Source organism: Paraburkholderia phytofirmans (genome assembly GCF_046028095.1).
Classification (GTDB): domain Bacteria; phylum Pseudomonadota; class Gammaproteobacteria; order Burkholderiales; family Burkholderiaceae; genus Paraburkholderia; species Paraburkholderia phytofirmans_A.
On the sequence record NZ_JAQQDJ010000017.1, the window covers coordinates 83887 to 97290 of the forward strand.

At 64.5% G+C, this 13404-nt stretch carries 12 protein-coding genes; 4 read left to right on the forward strand and 8 right to left on the reverse strand.

All coding sequences use genetic code 11. From position 1 onward, the window contains the following. Window positions 1–35: 35 nt before the first annotated feature. The 3 genes from PQR54_RS34075 to PQR54_RS34085 are packed head-to-tail and all read left to right on the forward strand — an operon-like array spanning window position 36 to window position 4038. On the forward strand, window positions 36–491 hold the full coding sequence (locus PQR54_RS34075; protein ID WP_012426834.1) for a (2Fe-2S)-binding protein: 456 nt from the start codon (window positions 36–38) through the stop codon (window positions 489–491). 1 nt (window position 492) lies between these two features. After that, entirely contained in the window at window positions 493–2745 is a 2253-nt protein-coding gene (locus PQR54_RS34080) for a xanthine dehydrogenase family protein molybdopterin-binding subunit (RefSeq protein WP_408253398.1), read from the forward strand. A 12-nt stretch (window positions 2746–2757) separates the two neighbouring features. Continuing rightward, on the forward strand, window positions 2758–4038 hold the full coding sequence (locus tag PQR54_RS34085; protein ID WP_408253400.1) for a cytochrome c: 1281 nt from the start codon (window positions 2758–2760) through the stop codon (window positions 4036–4038). Between the two features lie 78 nt (window positions 4039–4116). Here the strand turns inward: PQR54_RS34085 and PQR54_RS34090 are convergent, their stop codons facing one another. The 7 genes from PQR54_RS34090 to PQR54_RS34120 all read right to left on the reverse strand — a co-directional run bounded on the left by PQR54_RS34090 (window position 4117) and on the right by PQR54_RS34120 (window position 10518). Then, complete coding sequence (locus PQR54_RS34090) at window positions 4117–4773, reverse strand: amino acid ABC transporter permease (protein ID WP_310815525.1); 657 nt, start codon at window positions 4771–4773, stop codon at window positions 4117–4119. 2 nt (window positions 4774–4775) lie between these two features. Further along, a complete protein-coding gene (locus tag PQR54_RS34095; protein WP_408253403.1) occupies window positions 4776–5522 on the reverse strand; it encodes an amino acid ABC transporter permease in 747 nt (248 codons plus the stop codon). Between the two features lie 68 nt (window positions 5523–5590). Then, window positions 5591–6415 (reverse strand): transporter substrate-binding domain-containing protein, encoded by an 825-nt coding sequence (locus PQR54_RS34100; protein WP_408253406.1) that lies wholly within the window; start codon window positions 6413–6415, stop codon window positions 5591–5593. A 56-nt stretch (window positions 6416–6471) separates the two neighbouring features. After that, the gene (locus tag PQR54_RS34105; RefSeq protein ID WP_408253409.1) at window positions 6472–7545 is read right to left on the reverse strand and encodes an ABC transporter ATP-binding protein; all 1074 of its coding nucleotides are present in this window, start codon (window positions 7543–7545) and stop codon (window positions 6472–6474) included. Window positions 7546–7583: 38 nt separating this feature from the next. Then, the gene (locus PQR54_RS34110; RefSeq protein WP_408253412.1) at window positions 7584–8471 is read right to left on the reverse strand and encodes an ABC transporter permease; all 888 of its coding nucleotides are present in this window, start codon (window positions 8469–8471) and stop codon (window positions 7584–7586) included. After that, window positions 8468–9427, reverse strand: a complete 960-nt coding sequence (locus PQR54_RS34115) for an ABC transporter permease (protein WP_408253415.1) — start codon at window positions 9425–9427, stop codon at window positions 8468–8470. Before PQR54_RS34115 ends, PQR54_RS34110 begins: the two co-directional genes overlap by 4 nt. Beyond that, window positions 9424–10518: an ABC transporter substrate-binding protein gene (locus tag PQR54_RS34120; protein WP_408253418.1), complete on the reverse strand. Its 1095-nt coding sequence runs from the start codon at window positions 10516–10518 to the stop codon at window positions 9424–9426. Before PQR54_RS34120 ends, PQR54_RS34115 begins: the two co-directional genes overlap by 4 nt. A 532-nt stretch (window positions 10519–11050) precedes the next feature. Here PQR54_RS34120 and PQR54_RS34125 point away from each other — a divergent pair. Next, entirely contained in the window at window positions 11051–11944 is an 894-nt protein-coding gene (locus tag PQR54_RS34125) for a LysR substrate-binding domain-containing protein (protein ID WP_408253421.1), read from the forward strand. 66 nt (window positions 11945–12010) lie between these two features. Here the strand turns inward: PQR54_RS34125 and PQR54_RS34130 are convergent, their stop codons facing one another. Continuing rightward, the gene (locus PQR54_RS34130) at window positions 12011–13093 is read right to left on the reverse strand and encodes a calcium:cation antiporter (protein ID WP_408253424.1); all 1083 of its coding nucleotides are present in this window, start codon (window positions 13091–13093) and stop codon (window positions 12011–12013) included. Between the last annotated feature and the right edge of the window lie 311 nt (window positions 13094–13404).

The window sequence follows — 13404 nt, forward strand, 5'->3', positions numbered from 1 at the left end:
CCTGATAAACAATAAACCCCACTCGGAGCCGCTCAATGACAACGCTGAATATCAATGGCCAGACGCACACTGTCGATGCGCCACCCGACATGCCTCTACTGTGGGTCCTGCGCGATATCGTCGGTCTGACCGGCACGAAGTTCGGTTGCGGCATCGCGCAATGCGGCGCGTGCACCGTGCACCTCGACGGCGTGGCGGTGCGCTCGTGCGTACTGCCGGCAGCGGCCGTCGGCGATAAAAAAATTACGACGATCGAAGCGGTGGGCAGCACGCCGGCCGGTCAGAAGGTGCAGCAGGCCTGGCGTCAACTGGACGTGGTGCAATGCGGCTACTGTCAGTCGGGGCAGGTCATGTCGGCGGCGTCGCTGCTGGCGAGCAACCCCAATCCTACCGATGCGGACATCGACGCCGCCATGGCCGGCAATATCTGCCGCTGTGGGACCTATAACCGCATCCGCGCGGCGATCAAGCAAGCCGCCAAGGGGGCATGACATGTCCCAGGGATTGCTTGATTCACAGAACGGCGGGCAAGCGTCGAAGGGCGGCGCGCGCGCTCCAGGTGGCATTTCACGCCGCAGCTTTCTGAAACTCGGCGTGACGGTGGGCGCGGCAGCGGGCGGCGGTCTGTTGCTCGGCTTCAGCATGCCGGCATCGAGCCAGGATCAGAAGGCGGGCAAGTCGGTGATCGGCGGCGACGGTGTCGAAACGCCGCAAAGCGGCGTGTTCGCGCCGAACGCGTTCATTCAGATCGACACCGCGGGCAAGGTCACGCTAGTGATTCCGAAGGTCGAGATGGGCCAGGGCGTCTACACGTCGATTCCGATGCTGATTGCCGAAGAACTCGAAGTGCCGCTCGACGCGGTCACTATCGATCACGCGCCGCCCAATGAAAAGCTCTTTATGGATCCGCTGCTCGGCGGCCAGCTCACGGGCGGCTCGACCTCGATCCGCTATGCGTGGGAGCCGATGCGCAAAGCGGGCGCCACCGCGCGCACCATGCTGATCGGCGCGGCGGCGCAGCAATGGCAGGTCGATCCGGCAAGCTGCCATGCGCAGGGCGGGCAAGTGATTCACGAGGCCAGCAAGCGCAGTGTCAGCTATGGCGAACTGGTGACCGCTGCCGCCGGTCTGCCCGCGCCGCAGAACGTCAAACTGAAAGACCCGAAAGACTTCAAGCTGATCGGCACGGCGGCCAAACGCCTCGATTCGCCGGAGAAAGTGGACGGCACCGCCATGTTCGGGCTCGACGTGCGCGTGCCCGACATGGTCTACGCGGCGATTGCGAACTGCCCGGTGTTCGGCGGCACGCTCGCCAGCGTCGACGACACCAACGCGAAAAAAATCCCCGGCGTGCGCCAGGTCATCAGGATCGACAACGCGGTCGCGGTGATCGGCGACCACACGTGGGCCGCCAAACGCGGCGTGCAGGCGCTCGTCATCAAGTGGAACGAAGGGGCGGGCGCGAACCTGTCGATGAAGCAGATCGTCGACGATCTCGCCAATGCCTCGCAGCGCAACGGCGCGGTGGCGCGCAAGGACGGCGACGTCGGCAATGCGTTCTCCAATGCGAAGACGCGCGTCGATGCCGTGTATCAGCAGCCGTTCCTCGCCCACGCCACCATGGAACCGATCAACTGCACGGTGCACGTGCGCCCCGACGGTTGCGATGTCTGGCTCGGCTCGCAGGTGCCGACGCGCGTGGTGGATGCCGCCGCGGCCGTCACCGGTTTGCCGGCCGACAAGATCGTCGTGCACAACCATCTGATCGGCGGCGGCTTCGGCCGGCGGCTCGAGTTCGACATGGTCACGCAAGCCGTGAAGGTCGCGAAGCAACTGTCGACGCCGGTGAAAGTGGTCTGGACGCGCGAAGAAGACATTCAGCACGACATGTACCGCCCGTATTACTACGACAAGATTTCGGCCGGGCTCGACGCGAACGGTAAACCGATTGCATGGCAGCATCGGATTGTCGGCTCGTCGGTGATAGCGCGATTCGCGCCGCCCGCGTTCAAGAACGGCATCGATCCGGACGCGGTCGAGGTCGCGTCGGACTTGCCATACGACTTGCCCAACCAGTTGATCGACTACGTCCGCCAGGAACCGCACGCGGTGCCCACCGCATTCTGGCGCGGCGTGGGACCGACGCGCGGCACCTTCGTGGTGGAGAGTTTCATCGACGAACTCGCGGCGCAGGCCAAGGTCGATCCGGTCAAATATCGTCAGGATCTGCTCGGCAAGACACCGCGCGCGCTGAACGTGCTGAACGTCGCCACGCAGGCGGCGAACTGGGGCAGCGCCGTGCCGAAGGGGCAAGGGCGCGGCGTGTCGGTCATGCATGCGTTCGGCAGCTTCTTTGCGATCGTCGTCGACGTCGCGGTCGAGCAGGGCGAGGTGGCGGTCAAGCACGTGGTGTGCGCGGTCGATTGCGGCATGGTGGTCAATCCGAACACGATCGAAGCGCAGGTGCAGGGCGGCATCATCTTCGGCATCACGGCGGCGCTTTATAGCGAGATCACGATCAAGGACGGCCGCGTCGAGCAGAACAATTTCACCGACTACCGGATGCTGCGGATCGATCAGACACCGCCTATCGAGGTGCATATCGTGAAGAGCAGCGAGGCGCCCGGCGGCATTGGCGAACCCGGCACCGCGGCGCTCGCGCCCGCGCTGACCAACGCGATTTTCGCGGCCACCGGCAAGCGGCTGCGGCAATTGCCGGTCGGCAGCCAACTGCAAACCGTCTGACCGGAGCCCGACATGAAAAACACTCTGAAGGGTTTCGGCGCGGCGTTGTGCGTGACGCTGCCGTTGTTCGCGCAGATTCCGGCGCAGGCGGCAGATTCGGCGTTGGTGCAACGCGGCGCTTATCTGGCAAAGGTCGGCGATTGCGTCGCCTGTCATACGGCGCCCAAGGGCAAGCCGTTCGCGGGCGGCCTGCCGATGACCACGCCGATGGGCCAGATCTACACCACCAACATCACGCCCGACCCGCAGACCGGCATCGGCGGCTACACCGAAGAGGACTTTGCGCGGGCGATGCGTGAAGGCGTCGCAAAAGACGGCCACAACCTCTATCCGGCGATGCCGTATCCGTCTTACGCCAAGGTCAACGACGACGACATGAAAGCGCTGTACGCGTATTTCATGAGCGGCGTGGCGCCGGTGCAGCAGGCGAATCGCGAGCCGGACATCAAGTGGCCGTTGAACATGCGCTGGCCGCTGAAGTTCTGGAACATGGTGTTTCTGGAGAAGGGCGTCTATCAGGACAAGCCGGGCAAGGACGTGGCGTGGAATCGCGGCGCGTATCTGATTCAGGGGCTCGGGCACTGCGGGTCGTGCCACACGCCGCGTGGCATCGCGTTCCAGGAAAAGGCGCTCGATGAAAGCGGCAGCGCGTTCCTGACGGGTGGCGTGCTCGACGGCTGGTTCGCGGCGAACCTCACCGGCGAGCACAACGTCGGTCTGGGCCGCTGGAACGATCAGGACTTGCAGGCGTTTCTGAAGACCGGCGCGAATCGCCATGCCTCGGCGTTCGGTTCGATGACCAGCGTGATCAACAACAGCACGCAGAACATGAACGATACAGATATAGCGGCCATGTCGACGTATCTGAAGTCGCTGCCGCCGGCCGGCGGCAGCGGTGCGCCGCCTTACAAGTACGATCCGCAGGCGACCAAGGTGTCGCTGAACCGTCCCGCGAACGATGCCGGCGCGCGCGTCTATACGGCGTATTGCATGCACTGCCACGGTGTCGATGGACGCGGCTTCGCGCCGATGCTCGCGCCCTTGTCCGGCAATCCGAACGTGCTGGAGAAGGATCCGTCGTCGCTGATCAACGTGACGCTGAACGGCACCGAGGACCTGGTGATCGGCGGCATTCCCGCGCCGTATCCGATGCCGAAGTACGCGCCGGTGCTCAACGACCAGCAGATCGCCGATGTGCTCACTTTCGTGCGCGCCGGGTGGAACAACGGCGCGCCCGCGGTGACGGCGGACGACGTGGCGAAGTTGCGCAAGTCGACGCACGCGGCCCGCTAGTTCTGCGAGGCTGGCAATAAAAAACGGCAACCGTATGAAGCGGTTGCCGTTTTTTCGTTCATGCGCTGGAGCCAGGCATCAACGATGTTGCCCCACCTTCTGCCGCTTCTCCAGCACCCGCGCATACCACGTCAGCGGGAAGCACATCGCGAAGTAAATCATCGCGACCATGCCGTAGATCGGAAACGGGCGGAACGCGGCGTTAGTGATCATGGTGCCGGTCTTGGTCAATTCGGTAAAGCCGATGATCGACGCGAGCGCCGTGCTTTTCACCACCTGCACGAGAAAACCGACCGTCGGCGCCACCGCGATTTTGCGCGCCTGCGGCCACACGATGTAACGCAACTGCTGACCGAACGTCATGCCGAGACTCGCGCCAGCGGCCCACTGGCCGCGCGGCACGGCTTCCACGCAGCCACGCCAGATATCGACCAGATACGCACTCGTGTAAAGCGTCAACGTGACGGTGGCGGCGACCCACGGCGATACATCGACACCGAGCAGCGGCAAGCCGAAGAACGCCAGGAAGAGTTGCATCAGTAGCGGCGTGCCCTGAAACACTTCCACATACACGACGACGATACGCCGCAGCCAGGCGATCGGCGACACGCGCATCGCGAGCAGAATCAGCCCGACAATACCGCCGCCGACAAACGCGATCAGCGAGAGCAGCACCGTCCAGCGCGCGGCGAGCAACAGATTGCGGGCAATGTCCCACAGCGTGAATTCGACCATGATCAACGCTCCGTGGGCAGGGTGCGGGCGCCGCGCCACATCAGGCGGTTGCGCCAGTTACGCGGCGCGCTCTCGTTGCCGCGCGCCACACGGCCCGCGAACAGACCGCGGCCGAGCCGGTTGAGGATTTGCCGCAACACGATCGACAGCACCAGATACGTCGCGGTGATGATCAGGTAGCTCTCGAACGAACGGAAGTTGCGCGACTGGATGAAGTTGGCCGCATACGTGAGATCGGGCACGGAGATCTGCGAGACGACCGCCGAGCCGAGCATCACGATCAGCACCTGGCTCAGCAGCGCGGGAAACACATTGGCGATGGCCTGCGGCAGCACGATGAAGCGAAACACTTGCCGCCCGTGCAGACCGAGCGCCTGCGCCGCCTGCACCTGGCCGCGCGAAATCGAGTCGATGCCGGCGCGCACGATCTCGATGGCGTAAGCGCCGAGATTGACCGTCATGGCGAGAATCGCGGCCTGCACTTCATCGATATGAATGCCGAGGCTCGGCAAGCCGAAGAACACGAAGAACAACTGCACGATAAACGGCGTGTTGCGGATCAACTCCACGTAACTCGCCACCACCCAGCGCGCCCATTTCGGCCCGGCCACCGCCACGCTCGCACCCGCAATGCCGACGATCCCGCCGAGCACGGTCGAGACGGCCGTCAGCCCCAAGGTCACGGCGACGCCGCGCGCGAGCATCCCCGCATAGAGGCCGAAGCCGCTGAAGTCGAACGCATAGGTCATGGCGTGGCGCTCATCGTGAGGTCAAACTCCGGCGCGGACCACGCTTCGTGGGCCGCGCAAAAAAAGGTTCAGAGGTCGGCCGGCAACGGCGCACGCAGCCACTTCTGCGAAATCGCGTTCATGGTGCCGTCCTTGCGGGCCTTGGCAATCGTTTCGTCGACCTTCTGCTTCAGACGCGGCTCGTTCTTGTTCAAACCGACGTGATCCGGCGAGCTGAACAGCGAGAATTTCTGCTCGGGATCGTTAGCGGGATGACGCGCGAGAATCGTGGCGCCGACGTCGTTGCCGACTACCATCAACTGTACCTGACCAGAAAGAAACGCCGAAATTGCGCCGTTAGGATCGTCGAATCTTTTGATGTTCGCCGTGGGCGGTGCGATCTTGGTCACGCTCAGGTCTTCCAGCGTGCCGCGCGCGACGGAAATCGACTTGCCGGCGAGATCGGCGGCGTTCTTCACGGGCAGGGCTTTCGGGCCGAACACGGCGAGGTAGTACGGCGCGTACGGCTGCGAGAAGTCGATCACTTTTTCGCGTTCCGGCGTCTGGCCGACCGACAGCAGCATGTCCGCCTTGTGGTCGGCGAGATAGGCCATGCGGTTGTCGCCCGTCACCTGCACGAGTTCGACCTTGGCGTTGAGCGCCTTGCCGATCAGGTTGGCGACGTCGATGTCGTAGCCCATCGGCTTCATGTCCGGGCCGATCGAGCCGAACGGCGGATAGTCCTCGAACACGCCGATGCGCACCGTGCCCGATTTGGCGATGTTGTCGAGCGCGTCCGCATGCGCGGCAGACGGCAACGCGCACAGCGCGCCGAGAGCGGTGAAGGCCAGCGTCGCGGCGAGCGTGGCGAACACGCGGCGGGTGCGGGTTGGGATAGCGCAGCGGTGGTTCATGGTCTGTCCTCTGTCGAAAAATGTCGGTATTGGAATGGGTTCTAGTGACGTGCGACTCAATGCGCGGCGCGCGCGGCGATCAGTTTGCACGCGTGCGGTGGCAATTCCGCGAGCACCGGCATGCCGAGCGCGAGCCCTGGCGTTTCGCGCGGCGTGGTGGCGGCCGTCAAGGTGAAGCCGGCGCAATCGATGGTCGCTTCGAGCGACGCGCCCACGTCGCGGATAAACGTCACGGTGCCTAGCAGCCGGTTCGGGCCCGCGGCGTCGGACGCCGCTTTCACGCACACGTCTTCCGGTCGGATCAGCAGGCGGATATCGCTGCTCGACTCCGGCACGCGCGCCGGTTGCACGACGCTGATGCGCCGGCCGCCCGGCAGGCTCACGCTGCCCGCGCCGTCGTAGGTGACCGGCAGGATATTGCCAAGGCCGATAAAGTCGGCGACGAACTCGCTGACCGGATCGCGATAGATATCGAGCGGCTTGCCGACCTGCGCGATGCGGCCTTTCTCCATCACGACGATTTCGTCGGCCATCGTCATCGCTTCGCGCTGATCGTGCGTGACCATGATCGTGGTGATGCCGAGGCGCTGCTGCAGCAGGCGGATTTCCACTTGCATGGCTTCGCGCAGCTTGGCGTCGAGCGCGGAGAGCGGTTCGTCGAGCAGCAGCAGTTTCGGTTGCGAGGCGATCGCGCGCGCAATCGCCACGCGCTGGCGCTGGCCGCCGGAGAGTTGCGTGACCGGCCGGTTCGCCATGTGCGGCAACTGGATCAGTTCCAGCAACTCGGTCACGCGGCGCGTCTGCTGGTCCTTCGCGGTCTTGCGCAGCTTCAGCGGATACGCGATGTTCTGCGCGACTGTCATGTGCGGAAACAGCGCGAGCGACTGAAACACCATGCCGAAGTCGCGCTGGTTCGCGGGCAGGCGCGTGATGTCGCGCCCGGCGAAATGGATGCTGCCCGAGGTCGGCGTTTCCAGCCCGGCGATCATGCGCAGCAGCGTGGTCTTGCCGCAGCCGGACGGGCCGAGGAAGCACACCAGCTTGCCGTCGGGCACGCTCAGATCGACGTTGTCCACGGCATGCGCCGCGCCGAAACGCCGGGTCACGGCCTGCAACGTTAAATGGGTCATCGGATGCTCCAGCAATCAAGCGCCATAAGCGCGTCTGTTCACAACGCGACGCCTTCGTCGCCGATCAGCTTTTCGAGCAGCCAGATCAGCGCGAAGTCGATCGCGACGATGAACACGGCGAAACAGAACACGGTCGGATCGAGCGACGACACCGTGCGGCTGTAGAGCCACACCGGCAGCGTCATCGTATCGATGCCGTAGAGGAAGAACGTGACCGTGAATTCGTTGAACGAGATGATGAACGCGAACAGCATGCCGGCGAGAATGCCGGGGCGCATCAGCGGCAGGATCACGTCGACGAGCGCGCGGCTCGGGCTCGCGCCCATTACACACGCGGCCTCTTCGAATTCCGGGCCGATCGACGCGACCGACGCCGCGCAATTCTTCACGGTGAACGGCAGCGCCAGAATCACGTGCGCGATGATCAGGCGGAACACGCCGAGTTCGACCGGCAGCACGTTGAACACCAGCAGCAGCGACAGGCCGAGCATCACGAGCGGATAGACGAGCGGCAACGCGACCAGTTGTTCGACCGCGGGCTTGCCGCGAAAGCGGTAGCGGCTCAACGCGTAGGCGGCGGGCACCGAGACGAGCGTGGCGATCACCATGGTCGACAGCGCGACGACCAGGCTCGTGCGCAATGCGTCGCCCATCGAGAGCGTGTCGCTCGCGTCCGGCGACACGAAGCTGTGCCACGCGGCGCAATACCAGTGCAGGCCATAGGCGTGCGGCGGGAATTCAAGCGTGTCGGCCGCGCTGAACGACATGGTGATCATCGTGAGGATCGGCAGCGCGGCGAGGAACAGCACGAGCGCCGCGAGCAGGGCGGTGGCCTTGCCGAGCTGGCCGGGCATGACGGTCGCGAGGCGTGGTAAGCGCGGCGAGCCCGGCATGCGCGAGGGAGCGGTTTGGACGGGCGTGCTCATGCGTGCGGCTCCTCGGCGAGTTTTTGCGTGCGGCGCACGAGGCGCTGCGACAGCGCCATCACCGTCAACGTGGCGATCATCAAAACGACACCCGACGCGGAAGCCGCCGGCCAGTTCAGCAAAGGCGCGACCTGATCGTGGACCAGCACGGCGAGCATCGGCACGCGGCGTCCGCCGAGCAGCAGCGGCACGGCGAAAGCGCTCGCGTTGTAGGCGAACACGAGCAGCGCGCCGGATACGAGGCCGGGCATCGCCAAAGGCAACAGCACGTGACGCAGCGTTTGCCAGCGTGTCGCGCCGAGCGTGGCGGCGGCTTCTTCGTAGGAACTCGAAACCGCGCGCATCGCGCTCGAAAGCGGCAGCACGGCGAGCGGAAACGCCGTCTGGATCAGCCCGAGCAACACGCCGTTTTCGCGATACAGCCACATCAACGGACGTTGCACGAGGCCGCTGCCGAGCAGCGCGTGATTGAGCAGACCGGCCGGCCCGAGAATGATCAGCCAGCCATAGCCTTGCAGCAGCAGATTGACGAGCAGCGGCAGCAGCACGCCGGCGAGGAGAAGCCGCCGCGCGAGCCGCGACTTCGTGCGTGCCATCGCCAGCGCGACCGGAATCGCCAGCAGCACCGCGCAGATCATGCTCTGGAACGCGAGCTTCAAGGTGAGCCACAACGACTTCAGGAAGTAGCCGTCGAGCAGGTCCGCGTAGTTTTGCAGCGTGAAGCCGTGCCACTCGTTGCCCTGCGTGCCGAAGCTCATGCGCAGCACGACCAGCGCGGCCGCGCCGAGGATGGCGAGAAACAGCAGGATCGGCGCGAGCAGCAGCCACGGCCGCGCCTTTGCCATCGCGGTGGCGGCAGGCGTGTCCGGTCCGAGACCGGACGCACCCGACGCCGCGTCCGATGCCGGCCCGGACGAAGAAACACGCCGCGAGAAGCGCGCGAGCATCGTCGTCATGCCGCGAAGATTTCGGTGTAACGCTTGATCCACGCCGGCTGCACCACGGCGAGCGCCTTGTCGTCATGCAGCACGGCTTTCTCGGCGATCTGCTGCGGGCTCGGCACGAACGCGCGGCTCTCGGCGGGAATCACCGCTTTCGAATTTACCGGGCCGTTCAGCACGTCGGCGGCCATGCGGCCTTGCACGCCGGCGTCGAGCGAATGGTTGATGAAGGCGTGGATCAGATCGCTGTCGCCCGGATGCGATTTGGGGATCACGGTGAACATCAGTTGCGTGGCGAAGCCTTCTTTCATGCCGTAGGTCACGCCCATCTTGTACTCGGGCTTGCGGATCTGGGCGGGGAAGAACGCCGGCGAATAGATGCCGCCGATATCCAGCGAGCCGGTGCGGAACAGATCGGCCACCTGATTCGGGTTCTCGCCGAGCGTCATCACGCGATCTTTCAGCTCCATCAGTTTCTTGAAACCCGGCTCGATGTTCTGCTGCGAACCGCCGTTCATCTTCGCGGCGATGATCGCGAGGTCGACCGCTTCGGCCCACTCGGGCGGCGGCAGGAACAGGCGCCCGGCGTATTTGGGATCCCACAAGGCTTCGTACGATGCCGGCGCGGTCTTGACCGTCGACGTGTTGTAGATCAGGCCGTCCGACCACAGCAGATAGCCGACGCCGAAGCCGTTCGCGCCCGTGCGGTACTGCGGCGCGACGTCTTTCAGGTTCGGCAGTTTGTCCAGATCGGGCTTCATCAGCAGACCCGCGTCGCCGAGACCGGAGGCGCCGACGCCGGCGAGGGTGATGACGTCGTAGGTCGGGCGATCGCCCGCGGCCTTGACCTTCGCGACCATGCCGGAGGTGCCGTCGGCGCGGTCGGCGATGACCTTGGCGCCGGTTTTCGCGGTGAAGGTGGCGGCGATATTGCGCAGCGCGGCCGCGCCGGTGTCGTCCGACCAGGTCAAGAGGCGCAGCGTCTTGCCGCTGAAGTTGTGCTCCTGCGCGCGCAGATTGATGAACGGCATCGGCAAGGTGGATGCCGCGAGTGCGGCGCCGAGTGTCTTGATGGCCTGCCTTCTACCCCGTTTGATCTCTTGCATGGCGGTCTCCTGTGTTGAACGCCTTGTTGCCGGATATGTCACTGTGATTGCCGCCGTCGCCTCGCTAATCGGCGTTGTCTGCCTGCGCTGCGTGTTGAAGCACTCTAGATTTGCCAAAATCCCTCAACAAACGAAATCTGCGCATGGACGGCATGACATAAGCTCATGCGGCGGCCGTCGCGCGATTGCGGCGGCGCAGGCCCGTCAGACGGCGGGAGCGCCGAGGCAGTAGCGCATGCGGGTTAACGTCCATGTTTCGCCGACGCTTTCCGCCCTTGTGGAGGTATGAGGAAAGCTCGGTTCTGGTGCGATCGTGGACACGCTTTGCCCTGTGCCGGTGCATGGCGGCTTGCCGCGCCACAAGGTTTGGCGGCGGCATGAGCCGAATGCATGAGGCCACGTTGCACGCTTGTCGTGCGGAAAGCTGTGATCGCGTATCCTGTAGGCCCGGGAGCGGCGTTCCGGCGGCCTGCGACGAGCCGCCCCGCCACGCTCACGCAATGACTTTTCCTGATCGTACTGGACACTCACGATGCGACGCCTACCGCCGCTCAACGCTCTGCAGATTTTCGAAACCGTGGCGCGGCATCGCAGTTTCACGCGTGCCGCCGATCATTTATGCCTGACGCAGGGCGCGGTCAGCCGGCAAATCATCGCGCTCGAGGATTACTACAAGTTTCCGCTCTTCAAGCGCCATGCGAAAGGCCTGACGCTCACCGCCGAAGGGGAATTGTTGTTGCCGGCCGTGAAGGAGAGCTTCGCGCGCATCGAGGAAATTTCGCTGCGCCTCACACGGCAGCGCACCGATCTCGCGTTGAAAGTGCCGACCTGTGTGATGCGCTGGATGTTGCCGAAGATCATGCGCTTTCAGGCCGAGTATCCCGAACTGCACGTGCAGATCACGACCACGTGGCAGCACGACGTCGATTTCCAGCTCGAACCGTTCGACGCGGCGATCATTTACGGCTCGTCGCCGGGGGCGGGCGTGCAGGCGGTGTCGTTGTTCGAGGAGCGTCTGACGCCCGTGTGCGCGCCCGATCTTTTGAAGGACAAGCCGCTTGCCGAAGTGGCCGACCTCGCGCGTCATACGCTGCTGCACCCCACGCGCGATCATCGCGACTGGAAGATGTGGCTCGCCAAAGTAACCGAGATCGATGCCGCGAACGCCGTGGCGATCGACGCCGAGCACGGCCCGAGTTTCGATACGCTCGACATGGCGACCAACGCCGCGCTACAGGGCTTCGGCGTCGCGATCAGCGACCTCGCGCTGATCGACGAGGACGTGGCGGCCAAGCGTCTCGTGCGGCCGTTCGATACGGTGCTCAAGACGGGGTGGCGCTATTACTTCGTTTATCCGGACTCGGTCGCGCATCAGCAGAAGCTGAATCTGTTCCGCGACTGGATCGCGGCGCATTGGGAAGAGTAGGCGCGCCGTTGGGGCGCCGCGGGGCCGCCGGCCCGACGCCTTTCTTTAAAGGATCGGCCTTCAGGCTCAAGGCGCGAACGACAGAAACAGATACGCCGCGAACAGCGACAGATGCACGGCGCCTTGAAGAATCGTCGTGCGGCCCGAGCTGAGCGTGAGCGTGCCGACGATCAGCGTGAGGACGAGCAGCACGGTTTCTTTGCCGTCGATGCCCAACACCAGCGGCTGACGCGTATACAAAAACACCCCGGCGACGGTCGGAATGGTCAGCCCGATACTGGCCAGCGCCGAGCCGAGCGCGAGATTCAGGCTGTTTTGCAAACGGTCGGCGCGCGCCGCGCGCACCGCGGCCAGCCCTTCAGGCAACAGCACGAGCGCGGCAATGATAATGCCGACCACCGCCGGCGGCGCGCCCGCATTCTTGACCGCGGTTTCGACCACCGGCGAGAGCACCTTCGCAAGCAACACCACCGCGACGAGGCACACCAGCAGCAAACCGCCCGCCGCAAGCGCCTGGCCGGCGCTAGGCGGTGCGGCGTGAACGTCCTCATCCGGCGTGCCAGCCAGGAAGTAATCGCGATGGCGAACGGTTTGCACGAACACGAACACGCCGTACAGCACCAGCGACGAGACCCCGGCAAACGCCAGTTGTGAAGACGAGAGAAGCGGGCCGAGACTGATGGTCGTGTAGTTCGGCATGACCAGCGTCAGTACGGAGAGCGACGCGAGCACGGCCAGCGCCGCAGCGGCGCCGCGGCTCTGAAAATCCTGCTCGCGATGGCGAATGCCGCCCACCAGCAGGCAAATGCCGACAATGCCGTTGCAGACGATCATCACCGCGGCGAAAACGGTGTCGCGCGCGAGGCCGGCTTTTTCCGGACCGGATGTGAGCATGACCGAGACGATCAGCGCCACCTCGATCACGGTGACGGCCACCGCCAGCACTAGCGTGCCGAACGGTTCACCGACGCGATGCGCAACCACTTCCGCATGATGCACGGCAGTGAAGACCGCCGCGCACAGCGCCACACCGACCAGCACGAGCAGCAGCCCACTGTCCGGCATGGCGTACGCGATACCGAGCACGATCCACGCAACGAACGGCGCGGCAATGGTCCAGCGGGGCAGAACGATCGCGGGCGTGGTCATTCGGGCTTCCTTTTTAATGCTTGTCGTGAATGGCACGGCGGGACGCGAATGGCTTCCGCCCTGGTTCGGAGCGAGCGTGCATGTTCATGAATCTTGTCAACAACACGCTCTAACGCTTTAAATTATAAAGGATAGTTGTTCGTGTACGGGGCTATGTCGATTCTCAGGGACACGTGACGACGGCGTGCGTCCTGCATGCTGTAGCGCAAACGGCGACTGCTGGAGAAAGGGATCGGGTCACGCAGAATTGCGCGGATAACGCGTGGCGGGCGTGGCTGGCGCGTGCTTAATGCGCGGCGGCGATGGCGACC

What these genes read in the sequence shown, in the direction of transcription:
- PQR54_RS34075 (WP_012426834.1), top strand. Translation starts at nt 36, where the DNA reads ATGACAACGCTGAATATCAATGGCCAGACGCACACTGTCGATGCGCCA.
- PQR54_RS34080 (WP_408253398.1), top strand. Translation starts at nt 493, where the DNA reads ATGTCCCAGGGATTGCTTGATTCACAGAACGGCGGGCAAGCGTCGAAG.
- PQR54_RS34085 (WP_408253400.1), top strand. Translation starts at nt 2,758, where the DNA reads ATGAAAAACACTCTGAAGGGTTTCGGCGCGGCGTTGTGCGTGACGCTG.
- PQR54_RS34090 (WP_310815525.1), bottom strand. Translation starts at nt 4,773, where the DNA reads ATGGTCGAATTCACGCTGTGGGACATTGCCCGCAATCTGTTGCTCGCC.
- PQR54_RS34095 (WP_408253403.1), bottom strand. Translation starts at nt 5,522, where the DNA reads ATGACCTATGCGTTCGACTTCAGCGGCTTCGGCCTCTATGCGGGGATG.
- PQR54_RS34100 (WP_408253406.1), bottom strand. Translation starts at nt 6,415, where the DNA reads ATGAACCACCGCTGCGCTATCCCAACCCGCACCCGCCGCGTGTTCGCC.
- PQR54_RS34105 (WP_408253409.1), bottom strand. Translation starts at nt 7,545, where the DNA reads ATGACCCATTTAACGTTGCAGGCCGTGACCCGGCGTTTCGGCGCGGCG.
- PQR54_RS34110 (WP_408253412.1), bottom strand. Translation starts at nt 8,471, where the DNA reads ATGAGCACGCCCGTCCAAACCGCTCCCTCGCGCATGCCGGGCTCGCCG.
- PQR54_RS34115 (WP_408253415.1), bottom strand. Translation starts at nt 9,427, where the DNA reads ATGACGACGATGCTCGCGCGCTTCTCGCGGCGTGTTTCTTCGTCCGGG.
- PQR54_RS34120 (WP_408253418.1), bottom strand. Translation starts at nt 10,518, where the DNA reads ATGCAAGAGATCAAACGGGGTAGAAGGCAGGCCATCAAGACACTCGGC.
- PQR54_RS34125 (WP_408253421.1), top strand. Translation starts at nt 11,051, where the DNA reads ATGCGACGCCTACCGCCGCTCAACGCTCTGCAGATTTTCGAAACCGTG.
- PQR54_RS34130 (WP_408253424.1), bottom strand. Translation starts at nt 13,093, where the DNA reads ATGACCACGCCCGCGATCGTTCTGCCCCGCTGGACCATTGCCGCGCCG.